Source organism: Trueperella sp. HMSC08B05, assembly GCF_001808405.1.
GTDB classification, from domain to species: Bacteria; Actinomycetota; Actinomycetes; order Actinomycetales; family Actinomycetaceae; genus Trueperella; species Trueperella bernardiae.
Window position 1 is genome coordinate 1 of sequence record NZ_KV793279.1, and the last position, 17,238, is coordinate 17,238.

The 17,238-nt window shown below is 67.1% G+C and carries 16 protein-coding genes; 9 read left to right on the top strand and 7 right to left on the bottom strand.

Going from position 1 to position 17,238, the window contains the following annotated elements:
• Positions 1-220 precede the first annotated feature (220 nt).
• A complete protein-coding gene (locus HMPREF3167_RS09170; RefSeq protein WP_148132438.1) occupies positions 221-1,534 on the bottom strand; it encodes a hypothetical protein in 1,314 nt (437 codons plus the stop codon).
• A gap of 97 nt (positions 1,535-1,631) precedes the next feature.
• Here HMPREF3167_RS09170 and HMPREF3167_RS09175 point away from each other — a divergent pair, with 97 nt between their 5' ends.
• Positions 1,632-2,420, top strand: coding sequence for an SDR family NAD(P)-dependent oxidoreductase (locus tag HMPREF3167_RS09175; protein ID WP_070446561.1), 789 nt, complete (start codon positions 1,632-1,634; stop codon positions 2,418-2,420).
• Complete coding sequence (locus HMPREF3167_RS09180; RefSeq protein ID WP_062614137.1) at positions 2,417-3,112, top strand: lysophospholipid acyltransferase family protein; 696 nt, start codon at positions 2,417-2,419, stop codon at positions 3,110-3,112. The genes HMPREF3167_RS09175 and HMPREF3167_RS09180 overlap by 4 nt, the downstream gene beginning before the upstream one ends.
• Before the next feature lie 134 nt (positions 3,113-3,246).
• On the opposite strand, the gene HMPREF3167_RS09185 is transcribed toward HMPREF3167_RS09180, so the two are convergent.
• The 5 genes from HMPREF3167_RS09185 to HMPREF3167_RS09205 form a co-directional block, all read right to left on the bottom strand.
• The gene (locus HMPREF3167_RS09185) at positions 3,247-4,761 is read right to left on the bottom strand and encodes a sensor histidine kinase (protein ID WP_070446563.1); all 1,515 of its coding nucleotides are present in this window, start codon (positions 4,759-4,761) and stop codon (positions 3,247-3,249) included.
• Positions 4,758-5,501 carry a response regulator transcription factor gene (locus HMPREF3167_RS09190; RefSeq protein ID WP_062614135.1) on the bottom strand — a complete coding sequence of 248 codons (744 nt, stop codon included), beginning with the start codon at positions 5,499-5,501 and terminating at the stop codon, positions 4,758-4,760. Before HMPREF3167_RS09190 ends, HMPREF3167_RS09185 begins: the two co-directional genes overlap by 4 nt.
• 9 nt (positions 5,502-5,510) lie before the next feature.
• Positions 5,511-6,062, bottom strand: coding sequence for an NYN domain-containing protein (locus HMPREF3167_RS09195; protein WP_070446565.1), 552 nt, complete (start codon positions 6,060-6,062; stop codon positions 5,511-5,513).
• 82 nt (positions 6,063-6,144) lie between these two features.
• Positions 6,145-6,900: a PspA/IM30 family protein gene (locus HMPREF3167_RS09200; RefSeq protein ID WP_068539104.1), complete on the bottom strand. Its 756-nt coding sequence runs from the start codon at positions 6,898-6,900 to the stop codon at positions 6,145-6,147.
• Between the two features lie 47 nt (positions 6,901-6,947).
• A complete protein-coding gene (locus HMPREF3167_RS09205; RefSeq protein ID WP_083281153.1) occupies positions 6,948-8,861 on the bottom strand; it encodes a TPM domain-containing protein in 1,914 nt (637 codons plus the stop codon).
• 213 nt (positions 8,862-9,074) lie between these two features.
• Between HMPREF3167_RS09205 and HMPREF3167_RS09210 the strand changes: the two genes are divergently transcribed.
• From HMPREF3167_RS09210 to HMPREF3167_RS09225, 4 genes are all read left to right on the top strand, one after another.
• Positions 9,075-9,449 (top strand): cold-shock protein, encoded by a 375-nt coding sequence (locus HMPREF3167_RS09210; protein ID WP_068539108.1) that lies wholly within the window; start codon positions 9,075-9,077, stop codon positions 9,447-9,449.
• Positions 9,442-10,230, top strand: a complete 789-nt coding sequence (locus tag HMPREF3167_RS09215; RefSeq protein WP_068539110.1) for a DUF3027 domain-containing protein — start codon at positions 9,442-9,444, stop codon at positions 10,228-10,230. The genes HMPREF3167_RS09210 and HMPREF3167_RS09215 overlap by 8 nt, the downstream gene beginning before the upstream one ends.
• A gap of 6 nt (positions 10,231-10,236) precedes the next feature.
• Entirely contained in the window at positions 10,237-11,577 is a 1,341-nt protein-coding gene (gene manA, locus HMPREF3167_RS09220) for a mannose-6-phosphate isomerase, class I (protein ID WP_070446569.1), read from the top strand.
• 265 nt (positions 11,578-11,842) lie between these two features.
• Positions 11,843-13,309: an NCS2 family permease gene (locus HMPREF3167_RS09225; RefSeq protein ID WP_201783178.1), complete on the top strand. Its 1,467-nt coding sequence runs from the start codon at positions 11,843-11,845 to the stop codon at positions 13,307-13,309.
• A 73-nt stretch (positions 13,310-13,382) separates the two neighbouring features.
• Here the strand turns inward: HMPREF3167_RS09225 and serC are convergent, their stop codons facing one another.
• Complete coding sequence (serC, locus tag HMPREF3167_RS09230; RefSeq protein ID WP_062614127.1) at positions 13,383-14,456, bottom strand: phosphoserine transaminase; 1,074 nt, start codon at positions 14,454-14,456, stop codon at positions 13,383-13,385.
• Positions 14,457-14,562: 106 nt separating this feature from the next.
• Between serC and HMPREF3167_RS09235 the strand changes: the two genes are divergently transcribed.
• The 3 genes from HMPREF3167_RS09235 (at position 14,563) to HMPREF3167_RS09245 (ending at position 17,164) form a co-directional block, all read left to right on the top strand.
• The gene (locus HMPREF3167_RS09235; protein ID WP_068539116.1) at positions 14,563-15,240 is read left to right on the top strand and encodes a metal-dependent transcriptional regulator; all 678 of its coding nucleotides are present in this window, start codon (positions 14,563-14,565) and stop codon (positions 15,238-15,240) included.
• A gap of 106 nt (positions 15,241-15,346) precedes the next feature.
• Positions 15,347-16,084: a C40 family peptidase gene (locus tag HMPREF3167_RS09240; RefSeq protein WP_062614125.1), complete on the top strand. Its 738-nt coding sequence runs from the start codon at positions 15,347-15,349 to the stop codon at positions 16,082-16,084.
• Positions 16,085-16,222: 138 nt separating this feature from the next.
• Positions 16,223-17,164, top strand: coding sequence for a universal stress protein (locus HMPREF3167_RS09245; RefSeq protein ID WP_062614124.1), 942 nt, complete (start codon positions 16,223-16,225; stop codon positions 17,162-17,164).
• Positions 17,165-17,238: the final 74 nt, after the last annotated feature.

Here is a 17,238-nt window from a genome sequence, read left to right on the forward strand (position 1 = left end):
GCCCTTTGTCTGTGCGGGAGCCTGTTTGGGTCGGTGTCTACTTGGGCCTCCGGCAGTCACGCCGTTGCCTCGGGCTGTGAAGCCTCATCCCTCCTCGCCGGCGTGACCGCCTCCGGCTACCCAGATCTGCCCGGACGTTTGCGACGCATTTCCGGCAGGGGCGATGGCAATTTGCTGTGGCGGGTATCAAAAAGGTGTCGCGGATGCGGGGTGGGCTGGGCTATTCGACCAGGCCGGAGGGGAAGTCAGTCTCCCGGACGCGCTCCAGGGCCTCGCGCGCCCGCTGCGCCTCCTTGGCGGCCTTGGCGCGCTCGATCTTTTCGTAGGTGGCGCGGGCGATCTCGTCGCGGCGGGCCTGTTTGGCCTCCTCGGGGGTGAGGGGGCGGTCGGGCATGCCGGGGTCGAGGTCCGCGGAAGCGGACTCCAACGAGGAACCCACATGCTCCGTCTGCGACGGGGCAGGAGCCGCCACGGGCCGCTTCTCCGGTTCGGCCATGAGGCCCGGGTGCGGGGCAGTAGACTCGCGGCCGGAATCGGCGCCAGCGGTGGTCGCGTCAGACTCGAAGTGCGCGTGAGGCTCGCGGGGCTCGGCGGGAGCCCCGACGGACGGATTGCTGACACCTGCAGGTCCGCCATGCGGCGTTGAGCCGGGCCCGGCCGGACTGCCAGTTCGATCGGCGGCGGTTTCGGCGGCGTGAGCGCCAGCCCCAGCCGCCCCCGCGGCAACGCCAGCACTCGGCCCGCCGGCAGCACCAGCTACCGCGCTAGCACCCGGCCCGCCATTCCCGCCGAGCTCGGCCTTAATCACCGGGATGCTCCCGGTGGTCTTCTGCAGTTTAACGATGAGGCGCTGCCGCTCGAGTTCGAGGTTCTGGCGCGCGGATTGCTCCCACTGCGTGGCAAGCGGGGTGCTGAAGATGCGGCGTCGGTCGAGCAGGCGGGTGACCACTTCGAGGCGCGCCTCGAGGAAGTGCAGTTCGGGGATGTGGGCGTATTCCTCGCGGACCTTCTCCATGTAGGTCTTGTACTTTTGGGGTTGGTTGGCAAGGAAACCAAGGTGGGCGTCGGTGAGGACGAGCAGGTCCATGTCGTGCGAGCCGAATATGCCGGATTCGGGCACGGGCAGGGGGTGCTTGCGCATGTGGAGGATGAGTTGGCGGATCTCTTCTACGGTGTCGCCGGGGACGCCCAGTTCGTCGAGGTACTTGGCCATGAGAGCCGCGGAGGCACCGCGGTCTTCGCCGCCGTTGCGCGTGTAGAGGGCTTGGCCGTCGGTGGAGAAGACAAGCCCGTGTCCCCAGGCAGCCAGCCGGACGACGTCGGCGTCCTGCGCCTCAACAGCGAGGGCATCAACGCGGGCCAGGAGGTCGTAGAGGTGGGACGTGCCGTGGAAGTGGCGGCCGGGGCTGGACCACAGTTCGATGAGGAGGCAGCACACGCGGTCGATGGTCTCGCGTGGGGCTGTTGAACCTACCGCGAGCGCGGAACGCATGAAGGATTGCGTTACCCACTGGGGTACGTCGGTACAAGACATCTCTCTCCAAAATTTCGATGACGTCCGCGATTCTACCTACAATGGCGGTAGTATCTGAATCGGCAATGTTCTATCTGGGCCGGAGGGCGATGGCAGTATGACGCATCCAACGTCACTCGTGCGCGGGAGGGCGCTGATTACGGGCGGTTCGTCGGGCCTGGGCTTGGAGTTTGCGCGGCAGTTGGCTGCGCGCGGCTTGGATCTTGTGCTCGTGGCGCGTGACGCGGAGCGTCTGGCGCGGGCGGCGCAGGAGTTGCGTGGTTCGGGTGTGTCGGTGGAGACGCTACCGGCGGATCTTTCCGACGACGACGGCGTCGCGGCCGTCGCCCAGCGTCTCGGCTCTTCGCAGTCCCCGGTTGACGTTTTTGTGAACAATGCCGGCGCTGGTCTGTATGCGAAGATGGCTACCGCGGATGCGTCGGAGCTGGTGGCGGGCGCGGAGCTGATGGGGATCACCCCAATGGTGCTCGGTGGTGCGGCTGCGGCGGCGATGAAGGAGCGCGGGCGCGGCGTCATTATTAATACGTCGTCGATGTCGGGTGCGGCGCCAATGGGCGCGTACTCGGCGATTAAGGCGTTTGTGCGGGTGTGGTCAGATTCGTTGGCCATTGAGGTGGCACCGTTTGGCGTGCAGGTGGTGACGTTCATCCCGGGGTGGGTGCGCACCGAGTTCCATGCGCGCACGGGTGTGTCCACGTCCTCGATCCCGGATTTCCTTTGGTTGGATGCCCGGCGCGTGGTGGCCGAGTGCCTCGCCGACGCCGACCGTGGCCGTACCTCGTCCACCCCTTCGAAGCGCTTCAAGCTTATTGGTTTCCTGGCCAAGCACGCGCCGGCGGGCGCGGTGGCGGTGGCGGTGAAGAAGCTGAATAAGGGTCGGCGATGAGCGAACTGCAACCGCTGGATGACTATCATTCGGAGTCGAAGATGCACGCGCGTAAGAACGTGCGGAGGTTTTTCACGCGCCCGGCGCTGAAGACGATCCTGTCCACGAATGTGGAGGGGCAGGAGAACGTGGAGGGCCTGGAGGGGGCGTACGTCGTGGTCGGCAATCACACGTCGCATCTCGACGCGCCGATGGTGTTCACGCTGTTGCCGGAGCACATGACGGAGAGGCTGGCTACGGGCGCCGCCGCGGATTATTGGTACCGGCGGCCCACCCTGTCGAAGATCACGGCGCTGTTTTTCAACACGTACCCGATCGAGCGCAAGCGCGGCGCGAACCAGGTCAGCGGGCCGGCGAAGGGCATGACCGCGCGACTGTTGCGCGAGGGCATCCCGATCTTGATCTTCCCGGAAGGCACGCGCTCCCGCTCGGGGGAGATGGGCGAGTTCAAGGTGGGGGCCGCGGCGCTCGCGATCAAGTTCGGCATCCCGATCGTGCCGCTGGCCCTGCGCGGCGGGCATGACGCGATGCCGGTGGGTGCGGTGCTCCCGGCCCCGAACCGCCCGCCGGTGGACATGTTTATCGGTAAGCCGATGTTTGCCGAGGAGGGCGAGGACGCCGAGGCCTTCATGTCCCGCGTGCGCAGCCAGATTCTGGCGATGCTGGAGCAGGGGGCTGCAAACCCGGAGTAGCCTGCGCCCGCCGGCCCTGGGTTTGAATTATTTTGGACGATTTCGGGGCGATCTCCTCATATGAGAAGATCGCCCCGAAATCGTCCAGTGTTTTTAAATCGCCCCGTGAGTTGCTCGCGTGCGGGCAGCCGGGCTCAGCGCCCGAGCAGACCCCGCTTCTTCTTGGTATCCCCCGTCATCACTCCCGGGAATTCGAGGCGGATGGTGAGCCCGCCGCCGGGGGTATCGAAGGCCTGCGCCGAACCGCCGTGAACTTCCATGATGGCGGCCACGATCGCGAGCCCAAGCCCGGATCCGCCCGACCCGCGCGAGCGCGAGGTGTCGGTGCGGAAGAATCGCTCGAAGATGCGCCCGGCCTGCTGGGCGTCGATGCCGGGGCCGTGGTCGCGTACGTCCACGACGCCGACCTGCCGCTCCGCGTCCACGCCCACGGCCACCTCGACGGGTGTGCCCTCGGGGGTGTGGTTGATGACGTTGGATAGCAGGTTGGTAATCACCTGGGTGACCTTTTCCGCATCCGCAGTGACGATGACCGAGCAGGGCTCGTCGCCTGTGAGTCCCACGAACTCGGCGGGCCACTGCGGGGCCCGCACGTGAAAGTCGGTGACCGTGTTGAGCGCGATGGTGGCCAGGTCGACGGGCTGCATGTTGATCTGGCGCCGCTCGTCAAGCCGGGCCAGCTGGAGGAGGTCTTCAACCAGGTGGGCCATGCGTTCGGATTCGGATTCGATGCGGGACATGGCGAGGTCCACCCCGCCGTCGGGAACGCCACCCAGCCGGTAAAGCTCGGCGTATCCGCGGACGGTGGCGAGCGGGGTGCGGAGTTCGTGGGAGGCGTCGGAGACGAATTGCCGCATGCGTTTCTCGGAGGCCACCTGCACCTCGAAGGATTCCTCCACGCGGGCGAGCATCTTGTTGATCGACTGGCCGAGCAGGGCCACTTCGGAGCCGTCGGTGCCGGTCGGTACGCGCACGGACAGGTTGCGGGCGGCCACCTCGTGGGTGGCGCGTTCGATGTCGCGCAGGCCGGTGAGCGACTGGTCGACCAGCAGGTAGGCGGCGAGCGCGCCGAGGATCAGGGTGATGAGCACGAGGGTGGCGAGCGCTCCGCCGAGGTTGCGCACGGTGTCATTGATCGGCTCGAGCGGCAGGCCGATCACCACCGATCCCACCGAAGTAAGGTTGGTGGGGGAGTAGTTGAGGTCGGTGGTGATGATGCGCCACTCCTGCCCGTCGCGGGTGGAGGGCACGGTGGAGGGCGCTGAGCTTTTGCGCTGGGCCAGCAACTCGGGGTTGAGCGGCGTGCCGTTTTCGTCCTTGATCTGGGAGTTGACAACCGTCAGGTGCCCGAAGGGCACGTTCGCCGCCGGATTTGTGTACGTAATAAAGAGGTAGAAGTCGCTGGGCAGGAGCTGGTCTTGCGTGTCGTTGATGAGCTGGTCGATCGTGACCGTGGCGATCGTGCGGCCCGAGGAGCGCAGGTTGCGGTCCGTCTCATCGATGAGCGAGCCGCGTAACGTGACCGTGGCGAGCCACGACACGGTGACCAGCACGATCGCCATGATGACGATGAACGCGAACACGATGCGGACCGACAGGGTCCGCCGCACCTTCGGCGCCGGGCGCCGGGATTGGAACGTGACGTTCATTTCGCCCGGCGTAGCACGTAGCCGATCCCGCGCTTGGTGTGGATGAGCGGTTCGAGGGCGGCCACCTCGTCGGGGTCGGTGATCCCGAGCGCTTCGGGCGAGTCGATCTTGCGGCGCAGGTAGGAAATGTAGGATTCGACGATTGACGCCTCGCCCACCCAGTTGTAATCCCACACGTGGTCGAGGATCTGGATCTTCGACACCACACGCTCGGCGTTGATGAGCAGGTAGCGCAGGAGCTTGTATTCGGTGGGCGACAGGTCGACGTCGTGCCCGGCCCTGCGTACTTCGTAGGAGCTTTCGTCCATTTCCAGGTCGTGGTAGCGCAGTACGTCGGAGCTGGCGGATTCGGGGGCGGTGCGGCGCAGGATCGCGTGGATGCGCGCTACTACCTCCTCGAGGGAGAACGGCTTGGTGACGTAGTCATCGCCGCCCACTTCCAGCCCGCGCACGCGGTCCTGCACGTCGTCCTTCGCCGTGAGGAACAGGACTGGCAGCTCGGGTTCCTGTTCGCGCAGGTGGGTGAGAACTTCGAAGCCGTCCATGTCGGGCAACATGATGTCGAGCACGACGATGTCGGCCAGGAACGTCCGCTCCACCTTGAGCGCCTCGGCGCCGTTTTCGGCGGTGGCGACGTCGAAGCCGGCGAAGCGCAGCGAAGCGGAGAGTAGCTCGCGGATCGTGGGCTCGTCGTCGACCACGAGCACCTTCGTCTCGGGCTTCTTTGATGCCATGTCCATCCTGGGTCCTTAGATGAAGGCGAGCGGATCGAAATCGTCGATGTCGATCGGGTAGATGCGGTTGAGGGTCTGGTTAAACGCCGCCACGTCGTATTCGAGGTCGATGATTTTCAGCCCCTGGTCCTCCAGTTCGGCCAGCTGGGCCGAGAGGAACTCGCGGAAGCACATGATCGCCACGCGGTGGCCGGCGTCCAGCAGGTCGCTGACCTGGGGGAGGTAGTCGACGTCGTGGGAGGCGATGACGATGTCCGCGCCCGGGCGGTGCAACCCGATCGCGTCGAGCGTGCGCTGGATGCCGACATCCACGATCTTCACGTGCGGATCGTCGGACGTAAGCAGTACGGGCTTCCAGCCGATCGCCAGCAGGGCCTGGACGAAGGTGAACGCGGTGCGCTGGGAGGCGTTCATGTAGAACAGGCCGGTGGTCTCCTCGTCCTCGCCCCATGGGCGGTAGCGCAACACGCGATCCCAGCGGGGGCGCTCCTCCCGGTGCGGGGCGCGCTTGAGGATGTTGACGCCCAGGGTCGCGTCGATATTCTCGCCGTCGATCAGAAAATACATATTCTCATGCTATCGCGGAATGAGGCGGCGAGGTGGCCCGGGGTGGGCCACCTCGCCGTCGTATCGCGCTGGGCTGATCGATTTAGTAATCGGTGAATTCCGTGCCCTCGATCGCCTTGGGTGCCTCGCCTGCCTGGAGGGCGGCGAGACGGGCGGCGACCTCGGCGGACGTGTCGGTTGACTCCAGTTCGGCGAACTGGGCATCCAGCGAGGACGCGGACACCTCGGCCTTGCCAGCCGCAATGGCTTCCTCGCGGCGCACCTTGTCCTCGAAGCGGGCAAGCTCCGAGGTCGGGTCGAGCACGTTGATCGACGCGATGGCGTCCTGGACCTTGTTCTGGGCCGCGGCGGACTTCTGGCGGGCGCTGAGCTGATCGCGCTTGGACTTGAGCTCTGCAAGCTTGCTACGCATGACGTTCAGGCCGTCCTTGAGCTTGGCCACCACTTCCTGCTGGGAGCGGATCATCGGCTCGGCCTCGCGGGCCTCGCCCTCGTGCTGGATCTGACGCTCGAGGGCCACCTTGGCGAGGTTGTCGAACTTCGCGGCACCTTCCTCGTTTCCGGCCGCGCGCATTTCGTTCGACTTCGCGACGGCGGCCTGTGCCTTCTGCCCCCACTCGCGAGCCGAGTTGATGTCCTCGTTGTAGTCGGCCTCGGCCAGGCGCAGGTTACCGATGGTGACGGCAACCGCGTCCTCCGCCTCGGCGATGGAGTTGGTGTAGTCGCGCACCATCTGGTCGAGCATCTTCTGCGGGTCCTCGGCGCGGTCGATGAGTGCGTTGATGTTGGCCTTGGCCAACTGTGCCATGCGCCCAAGGATGGACTGCTTTTCTGCCATGGTGAATTACCTTTCTCTTACCTGGTCAAAATTGGACATGGACAAAACTAGAATCCTCGGCGCCCGCCGGTAGAGCCGCCGCCACCGCCGCCGAAGCCACCGCCGAAGCCACCGCCTGAGCGGCCTCCGCCCCCGAACCCGCCGGACAGCCCGCCGATGATGAGCCCGCGGGCTACGCCGGACAGGATCGACCCGGCGAGCGCCCCGGCGAACGCGTCGCCGTCGGAGGAGTACCCGCCCGAGCCGTAGGGCCCGCCGCGGTTCATCCGCTCCACGTCTGACAGGGCGGCCTGCTTGGCGCGGTTGGCCGCCACGCGGGCGGACTCAGCCAGCTGCAGGCGCTCTTGCGGATCCTCGCCGCTTGCCGCCTGCTGGTAGGAATCCTGGGCTTGGGCCAGCTGCTCACGGGCCCCGCTGCGGGCCGAGGCCCGGTAGCGCGTGACCGTGGCTTCGGCGTCGTCGATCGCGCGGCGCGCGTAGGCGAGGGCCTGGTTGGCGTTGGCCTCGAGCTTCTTGCGGTTTTCCTCCGCCGCGCGGAAGGGCTCGAGGGCCAGGTCGATCTTCGTCTCGGTCTCGTGCAGTTCCTCGACGCTGCGGAACGGGTCCGCGTTCGCCCCCGATGCCCGCTGCACCGCCTCCTGGGCCGTGGCCAGTAGCGGCGCCACCGTGGGATCGGTGGGGGCCAGCCGGCGGGCGTCGGCAATATCGGAGGACAGCGAGGCCACGCGCTCGCGCATCTCCGCGCTCGCAGCCTCCAGCTGCTGCGGGGCGTTGAGGAGGGCGTCCGTGAGCTGGGAGGCCTGGGCGAGCGTGGCCTCTGCCATGCGCACGTACGGCACCGCCCCGTTGCGATCGCCCGCGGCCACCTCGGAGTCGGCCGAATCGAGCGACGTGCCCGTGGCCTCAAGCAGGTGCGCCACCTGCGCGGGATAGGTGCGCAGCGTGGCAAGCGCCGACGCCGGGTAGTTCACCTCAAGGTTGTCCACCGTGCGCTTGCCCAGCTCCAGGCGCTGGTTAATCTCCGCTACGCGCGTGCGGAACTCGGCCACCTTCGCATCGGCATGCGCGGCGAGGTTGCGCAGCTCGGAGAATTCCTTCGTGTGGTGCTCGAGCGCCTCCTGCGCCGACCGCACCAGCTGCGTAATCTTCGCGCTCAGGTCCAGCTTCTGCTGCGGGGTCTCCGGATCGGCGTCGTGAAGCTGGGAATGGATCTGGAAGGCCGCCGACGTCGCCTCGCGCGCCTTGTCGATCGTTAGCTGGAAGCTTTGGGTCGCCTCGAGCCCGAACTCGGCGCGGGCGAACTCGAGTTCAGCGCTGGCCGCACGCACGTCGTCGTCGACCTCGAGCAGGGCCGCCGATGCCTCCTGGACCTGCTTGTCCGCGTCCGCCACGGAGGCCTTCGTCTTACGGCGATTGGCGACGGCGATCGCGCCACCCGCGCCCACCGCCACCGTGCCGATCCCCACCAGCGGCCACGGGAACCCGCCCGAATCGTCCACGAGCTCCCCGCCACGCGCCACCGACGCCACGTTCTTGGCGAGGGTGGTGACGCCGGCGTCCCAGTCGCCGTCGCCGAAAAGCTCCATGACGTACGGGCTCAGCGACTCGTTCAGCACGGCCTCGGACACGTCGCCCGAGCTGGTCGAATGCCAGCCCACCTCGCGCGTGTCCACCGAGATGACCACCACGCCGTCGTACTTATCCATCCCCGACACCGCGTGCGTCTGCTCGGCCCACTCCTGGGCGTCCATCCCGTCGAGGTTCTTGACCGTCACCACCCACAGGTCCTGGCCCGGCACCTTCTCGACCTCTGCGGCCGCCGCCGCGTCGTCGTCGACCACGCCCGCCAGGTCGGTAAAACGCGCATCCAAGTCCTGGGGCGGTTCAGCGAACGCCACCGCGGGCACAAGCACGATTCCAAGTGCCATCACCGTTGACGCCAGGACGTGCGACTTTCTCATGGGACCTCCCTGAACCTGCGCGTGTGTCGCGCAACACTAACCTACCAATTCCGGCAAGCCCCGCGCGAGTAGATGCCGGGCCGGGCGCCGATATCGCCTCAGAGCGGACAGGCCGGGGTGGCGGCGTCGTGAAGAAAAAGAGGCACAGGAAAAAGCCGCGGCGAAAGTGTCATAATAGGTGGACGTAACAACATTGATGAAAGGGAACGCTAGGTGCCTAAGGGAAAGGTGAAGTTCTTCGACGAGAAGAAGGGCTTTGGTTTCATTGCCGGCGACGACGGGCAGGAGGTCTACCTGCCCGAAACTTCGGTGCCGCTGGGAGTGCGCCTGCGTGCTGGAACGCGCGTTGAATATGGCATCGGCGATACGCGCCGGGGGCCGGCCGCGCTGCAGGTCACGGTGATCGAGAAGCAGAAGTCGCTGGCGGCCGCGAACCGCCGCTCGGCTGAAGACATGGTTCCGCTCATCGAGGACCTCATTAAGATTCTTGACCATGCTTCCACCTCGCTCCGCCGCGGGCGCTATCCGGAGGGCGGCGCGCGGATTGCTCAGGCGCTGCGGGCCCTCGCTGAGGATTTTGATGTCTAATCGTATTAACCCAACCCACAACGTCACTCGTGAAAAGACGCTCGCGCGCGCCGTCGACCAGGCGCGCGAAGCCCTGCTCGACGTCACGCACGCGTCCAACGTTGGCGAGCACGCCGGCGTGGTGCAGGAGGGAGAGCGCGTGGTGACGCACGCCTTCACCTGCCAGCTGCCCGGCTACAAGGGCTGGTTCTGGACCGTCACGCTCTCGCGCGTGCCGCGGGCCCGGCGCGGCACGGTGGACGAGGTCTCGCTACTGCCCGGCCCAGACGCTCTGCTCGCCCCTGAGTGGGTGCCGTGGGCAGACCGGCTCCGGCCCTCCGACGTCAGCGGCACCGACCGCCTGCCCTACAACCCCGACGACTCCAACCTCACCTCCAACGACCCCCTGCTGGATGAGAGCTTCGAGGCCGCGGGCGTGGACGGGGACGAGCTCGCCGAGTTTGAACTGGGGCTCGGCCGGGCGCGCGTCCTGTCCGATCAGGGCCGCCAGGAGGCGTTCAAGCGCTGGTACGACGGCGACGGCGGCCCCCACAACCAGGCCACCCGCACCGCCAAGGCTACCTGCTCCACCTGCGGCTACCTGCTCCACATGGGTGGCTCGGCCCGCCAACTGTTCGGCGTGTGCGCGAATGAGTGGAGCGCCTACGACGGCCGAGTGGTCTCGCTCGACCACGGCTGCGGCGCACACTCGGAAACCGATACGCCCAAGCCCGATAAGATGTGGGACCCCACCGACCCCGTGCTCGACGACCACGATCTGGATATCACCGCGAACGAGTAGCTCTCCATGCACATCATTCAGGGTCGCGTGCGCGATTATACCTGGGGCGCGCGCGATGTGATCCCCGAGTTCTTCGGCCTGCCCGCCGCCGACACGCCCGTTGCCGAGCTCTGGCTCGGCGCGCACGCCGGCGCCCCCGCCCGGTGCGGGGTGGGGCCGCACGCGGTCGCGCTCGCGGCGGAGGATGTGCGTGTTGACGACGCCGGCCCGGCGGCTAGCGCTGGTGGTGCCGGTGAGGCCGGGGCCGATGTCGCTTGCCCGGCCGACGTCGTTAGTCCAGCCGACGTCGTCAGCCCAGCCGGTCCCGCCGCCGACCTGCGCGACTACATCGCCCGCGACCCGGAGGGCGTGCTCGGCCGGGACGTCATGCGCCGCCACCAGGGCGAGCTGCCCTTCTTGCTCAAGCTCATCGCGCCGGCCCAGCCCCTGTCCTTGCAAGTGCACCCGTCGATGGAGCAGGCGGCCCGGGGGTTTGTGCGCGAGTCGGAGCGGGAGATCGCGCTCGACGCCCCGAACCGCTCCTACAAGGACGCCCTCCACAAGCCCGAGCTGGTCTACGCCTTCACACGCTTCGAGGCCCTGGTCGGCTTCCGCTCCCCGCGCCGGATTATCGGCGTGCTCGAAGGGCTCGGCACCGAGCTGACCGACCGCCTGGCCGACCTCATTCGCTGCGAGCCCAACGCGGGCGGGGTGCGCGAGGCCTTCTCCTGTCTTCTGTCCGCCTCGCGCCCGAGCGCGGACGCCGTGGCGGAGGTGGTCGAGGCCTGCCGCACGCGCCCCGCCGAGGACTCGCCCTCCCCGCGCGCGGACGCGATCGTGGGCCGCCTGGCCAGTTTCTTCCCCGGCGACCCCGGCGTGGTCGCCTCCCTCCTCCTCAACCCCGTCACGCTCAACCCGGGCGAGGCGATGTTCACCCCCGCCGGCACGGTCCACGCCTACCTTTCCGGCTTCGGGCTGGAGATCATGGCGAACTCCGACAACGTGCTGCGCGCCGGGCTGACCTCAAAGTATGTGGACGTGCCCGAGCTACTCGACGTCATGGAGACCGTGGCCGCCCCGCCCATCCGCATCGCGCCCGAGCGGATCTCGCCCGTGCAGTCCACGTACTATGCCCCCGTCGACGACTTCGAGCTTTCCATCGTCAACCTTCGAGATGCCACCCGGCGCGTCAAGCTGCGCGGTGCCGGCCCGCGCATCCTCCTGTGTGTGGCGGGCGCCGCCGAGATCCGCACCGCCTCCGGGCAGTACTGCCTCATGAACACAGGCCAGGCCGCGTTCGTCCGCGCTGACGATGGCATCCTCCAGGCGCGCGGTGCCGGCCGGCTCGTCCTCGCGGAGGTCCCGTAAGGCGGCCGGGTACCCTGGTCGGGCGGTCTGGCCGACGGAACTCGTGAATATATCGGCTGGCGATTGCTATAGCCACCTGGCCGGCCTCAGATTCACGACTTGTGACGGGCACACCCGGTACCGGGCGGGAATTGGGAGGGCGGCGCCGTGAAGCCGCGACCTCGGCAGTTGCCTGTTTCACAATGTGACCAACGCGTCGCCGCGAGTCTTTCAGAGTGTGAGACGGAAGTTGCTACACCTGTTTCGCGGTGTAAAACTCACGTAGGTGAGCACTACGAAGACCACTGTGAATAAGCAGAACACACCATCCATTCTTGATTCTTACTTCCGCCTCTCCGAGCGCGGATCGTCCGTGCGCCAGGAGCTGCGCGGTGGCCTCGTGACCTTCTTCGCGATGGCCTACATCCTCGTGCTGAACCCGATCATCCTGTCGGGCCCGGATTCGACCGGCCAGTTCCTCGGCGGCGGCAGCGAGCCGAACCTCCCCGCGATCGCGGCGGGCACCGCCATCGTCGCGGGCCTCATGTCGATCCTTATGGGCGCCGTGGCGAACTTCCCGCTGGCGCTCGCGGCCGGGTTGGGCCTGAACTCGATCGTGGCCTACACGATCGTCCAGCTCCCGGGCATGACCTGGGCCGACGGCATGGGCATCATCGTCATCGAAGGCATCGTCATCGTGCTGCTGGTGCTGACCGGCCTGCGCGAGGCGATCTTCCGCGCCGTGCCGAATGTGCTGCGCACCGCGATCTCGGTGGGCATTGGCCTGTTCATCACGCTCATCGGTCTCATCAACTCCGGCATCGTGGGTACGGGCGCCACCCCGCTCGCTTTCGGCGTCAACGGCTCGATTTCCACGTGGCCGCTCGTCGTGTTTCTTGTGGGCCTGGTGGTCACGCTCGCGCTGATGGTGCGCCGCGTGCAGGGCGCGATCCTGTGGGGCATCGTCACCGGCACCGTGCTCGCCATCATCGTCGAGGCCGTTGGCCACCTGGGCCCCAAGGGCGCCGAGAACGTCGGCGGTTGGGGCCTGACCATCCCCGCGGTCGAGGGCTCGCTTGTCCAGGTGCCGAGCTTCTCCACGCTCGGCCAGTTCTCCATCACCGGCCCGTTCCAGAAGATCGGCGTGCTTGCAGTCATCGTGCTCGCCTTCTCGGTCATGCTCGCCGACTTCTTCGACACCATGGGCACCATGGTCGCCGTCGCCTCCGAGGGCGACCTGCTCGATGAGGACGGCAACCCGCCGCACACGCAGTCCATCCTGCTTGTCGATTCCCTCGGCGCGATCGCCGGCGGCATGGGCGGCGTGTCCTCCAACACGTCCTTCGTCGAATCTGCCACTGGCGTTGCCGACGGCGCCCGCACCGGCCTGTCGACCATCTTCACAGGCATCTTCTTCCTGCTGGCCACCTTCCTCGCTCCCCTGTTCGCGATGGTGCCCTCCGAGGCCGCGGCGCCCGCGCTCGTGGCGGTGGGCTTCCTCATGATGCAGCAGGTTACGGAGATCGAGTGGACCGACCTCAAGGTCGCCATCCCCGCCTTTGTCACCATCATCTTCATGCCGTTCGGATACTCGATCACGGTGGGCATCGGCGTGGGCTTCATCGTCTACGTCATTATGCAGGCGGTGGCCGGCAAGGCCCGCGACGTGCACCCGCTCATGTACGCTACGGCGGGCACGTTCGTCATCTACTTCCTGCTTGATCCGATCAACAAGGCGCTTGGCCTGGCCTAAGGCTGGCTAATCGTTGGGCCCGGGCGAATGCCCGGGCCCTTTCCTATCCCCGACGTCGTGTACGGGTGGGGAGCTAGCCGACCAGCTCGTCGATGACGCCGAGCAGCCGCGTCACATCCTCGACGTCGATCGCGGGGAACGTGGCGATGCGCAGCTGGTTGCGCCCAAGTGAACGGTACGGTTCGACGTCGACGACGCCGAGCTCGCGCAGCTGGGCCGCAATGCCCGCGGCGTCAACGCCCTCGAAGTCGATCGTGCACACCACCGGCGAGCGGTACTCGGGCGCGATGAAGGGTGTGGCGAACGGGCGGGCCTCGGCCCACTCGTAGACGGCCGAGGAATTGTCCCGCGAGCGCGCCTGCATGGTGGACAGCCCGCCGGTCTCGACCATCCACTCCACCTGCGCCTGGAGCATGAGGAGCGTGGCGATCGCCGGGGTGTTGAGGGTCTGGGCCTTGCGCGAGTTGTTGACCGCGAGCTGGAGGTTCAGGAAGTCGGGCACCCAGCGCTCGGCGGTGAGGCGCTCAATCCGCTCGAGCGCGGCCGGGGAGGCGAACGCCAGCCACAGGCCGCCGTCGGCGCCGAAGCACTTTTGCGGGGAGAAGTAGTAGAAGTCGGCGTCGGCGGGGTCGATCTTCAGCCCGCCGGCGATGGACGTGCCGTCCACCACGGTCAGGGCCCCCGATCCGGGCGCGACCCGGCGTAGCGGCGTCGTGGCACCCGTGGAGGTCTCGTTGTGGGCGTATAGATAGGTGTCGACATCGGCGGGACGGCACTCGACCATCTGCCCCGGCTCCACGCGCAGCACCTCGGGCTCGCCGAGGAACGGGGCGCGCTCGACCGCACGGGCGGCCTTGCCGGAAAACTCGCCGATGACGGCGGCCTGTGCCCGGTCCTCCACCAGGCAGAAGGAGATCGCGTCCCACAGGGCGGACGCGCCGCCGTTGCCCAGGATCGCCTCGTAGCCCTCCGGCAGGCCGAACAAATCGGATAGGCCCTCCTGGATCGAGCGCACCGCCCCACGAACGGCCGGCTTACGATGGGAGGTGCCCATCAGGCCGGAGTCAGCGATCGCCGCGATCTGGGCGGGGCGGACCTTGGAGGGGCCGGAACCGAAGCGGCCGTCGTCGGGAAGAAGTAAACTCATGGTCCGATCATCTCACTTGGGCGCAGGCGGCGGGCAAGATTTCGAGTGCTGAGCGCGCGGGGGTTCCAGCGGCTAAGATGGCGGGGAGAGCCAGTGAGGGGGAGCCGTGAGCCAGCTGATCGATACCACCGAGATGTATCTGAAGACCATCTTCGAGCTGAACGAAGAGGACATCCCGGCGTTGCGCGCGCGCATCGTGGAGCGGCTCGGCCAGTCCGGGCCCACCGTGTCCGAAACCGTGAGCCGGATGGAGCGCTCGGGTCTGGTGTCGATGGGGCGCGGGCGCGAAATCGACTTCACGGAGGAGGGGCGCCACTACGCGATCCGCGTGATGCGCCGCCACCGGCTCGTGGAGCGGCTGCTGCAGGACGTTATTAAGCTTGACTGGCCCCACCTTCACGACGAGGCGTGCCGGTGGGAGCACGTGGTGTCCGACGACGTCGCCGAACGGATCGACGCCCTGCTCGGCCACCCGGAGGCTGACCCGTTCGGTAACCCGATCCCGGCGGCTGGCGAGTCGGCGATTCACAACGTGCGCGAGGCCGGGCTCAAGTCCGTCATGGAGGTCGAGCCGGGCGGGGAGTACGTCATCGAGCGGCTGGCCGAATCGGTCCAACTTGACCTCGACATCCTGTCGATGTTCTCCGATGAGGGGCTCGTGCCCGGGGTGAAGATCACGGTGGATGTTATCGACTCCGACAGCGCGATCGTCGTGCAAAACGGCGATTCCGTGCGGCTTTCGGCCGATGTGGCGCGCGGAGTTTTCGTTCGCGAAGCCAAGTGACGTATCACATCGTTATCAAATCGTGACAAATCGTTATTGTCCCGTTATGCTGATCTCGTAGCGCGCCGCACTGGCGCGGAGTTCTTAGCACAACGGAGAAAAAACTATGGCGAGTCGCCACGACATGATCGCGCCCCGCTCGACCTTCTCGAAGTCGACCGTGACTGCGGTTGCAACGGCTTCCACGGCAGGGGTCCTCATGGGTATCGGTTCGCCGATGGCTCTGGCTGATGGCAACGCTTCCGCCGCCCAGGCGTCGAAAGCCTCGATCGAGCTGGCCACCTCGGCTACCACCACCAACCCGGTTGCCACGGTTGATCTGGGCACGGTGTCGGTGGGCGAATGGGAGATGGAGACCGTCACCGTTGAGGCCGAGGGCGCCCCGGTTGCCGCGGCCCCTGTCGAGGCGACTGCCCAGACCGCCACCGCCGAGGCTCGCACCACCTCCGACACCGCTCAGGCCACGCCGGCTGTTGGGGCCGAGCCGGTCCAGCAGGCATACTCGGGCTCCGCGAGCTCCGTTGGCGCCACCGCCCTCGCTTACCAGGGCGCCCCCTACCGCTGGGGTGGCACCACCCCCGCCGGCTGGGATTGCATCGGCTTCGTCCGCTACGTCTACGCCCAGCACGGCGTGCACATCGGCGGCTACACCACCTCCGTTCTTTCGGTCGGCTACCAGGTCCCCTACTCGGAGGCCCGCGCAGGCGACATCCTCTACTGGCCCGGCCACGTGGCCATCTCGCTCGGCAACGGCATGAACGTCGGCGCCTGGAACGAGTCGATGGGCACCACCACCGGCTCGGACGCCTCCATCGGCATCCCCACCGTGATCCGCGTGTTCTAACACAAGCTTTTCGATGAAGGGCCCGAAAGGGCCCTTTTTCGTGTGCGTTGGTGGTGCGGGGCGCCGGCGTCGACATCGCCTATTTCCTACCGCTGTGACCTCGACTTTGAGACAATAGAGGCAACTAAGGAGGATGCAATGGCGCACGAAAACATTGTTGTCGTTGGTATAGATGGATCCGAGGCGGGTAATTCCGCGCTCGAGTGGGCGCTCGCCCAGGCCCGAGCCCGCGAGGCGCGGCTGCACATCGTGTGTGGGTACGAGTTGCCGTCCCAGTACATGTCGCCGGAATTCCAGGTCGCCCAGGGCAACGTAAATCACTTGTATGACTCGGCGCGCAAGATTGTGGACGAGGCGGTGGTCACGGTGGAGGGTCAAGGCGTGGAGGTGACGTCCGCGCTCGAGTTCGGTGATCCCACCGAGGTGCTCGTGGAGATTTCGAAGCGCGTGGCACTCGTGGTGGTGGGCGGGCGCACCCAGCACACGGGCCGGCTCGCCGACCGCCTCTTGCGCACCGTATCCTCCGCCGTGCCGGCCAACGCGTACTGCCCTACGGTGGTGGTGCCCACGGATTCGCCGTCGTCGCACGTCCCGATCGAGCGGGTGGTGTGTGGCGTGGACGGCTCGGAGCACGCGAAGATGGCGCTGCAGCGAGCGGTGTGGGAGGCGGATCGGTGGAACGCCAAGCTGACCGTGCTAGTGGCGGTGAACCCGTCTGCGGTGGGCTGGGTTCCGGCTTACACGTTCCGCGACGAGCACCTGCACGAGATGGAGTCCGCCGTGGCCGCGCAACTGGCCGAGGTGGACGAGGGCCGCAAGATCGACGTCGAGATCACGGCGGTCGAGGGCAGCCCGGCCCACATCCTGGCCCAGATGTCCGAGGAGTCGGACCTGGTGGTGCTCGGCACGCGCGGGCGCGGTGGCTTCACCGGCCTCCTCCTCGGCTCGACCTCCCAGACCCTGCTCGGTTACTCCGCCTGCCCCACGATGGTGGTGCCCAGGCGTGTGCGCAAGGACGACGATCACGGGCCGGGCCCGGTCCAGCTGGTCGACGACGACGAGCCCGGCATCAAGGGCTAGTCCGGCCGGCAAGCACTAAGTGCCAGCCTATGGCTGGGTTGCCGGCCAGCGCCGTTTTTGCCCTTGGCTCCTTT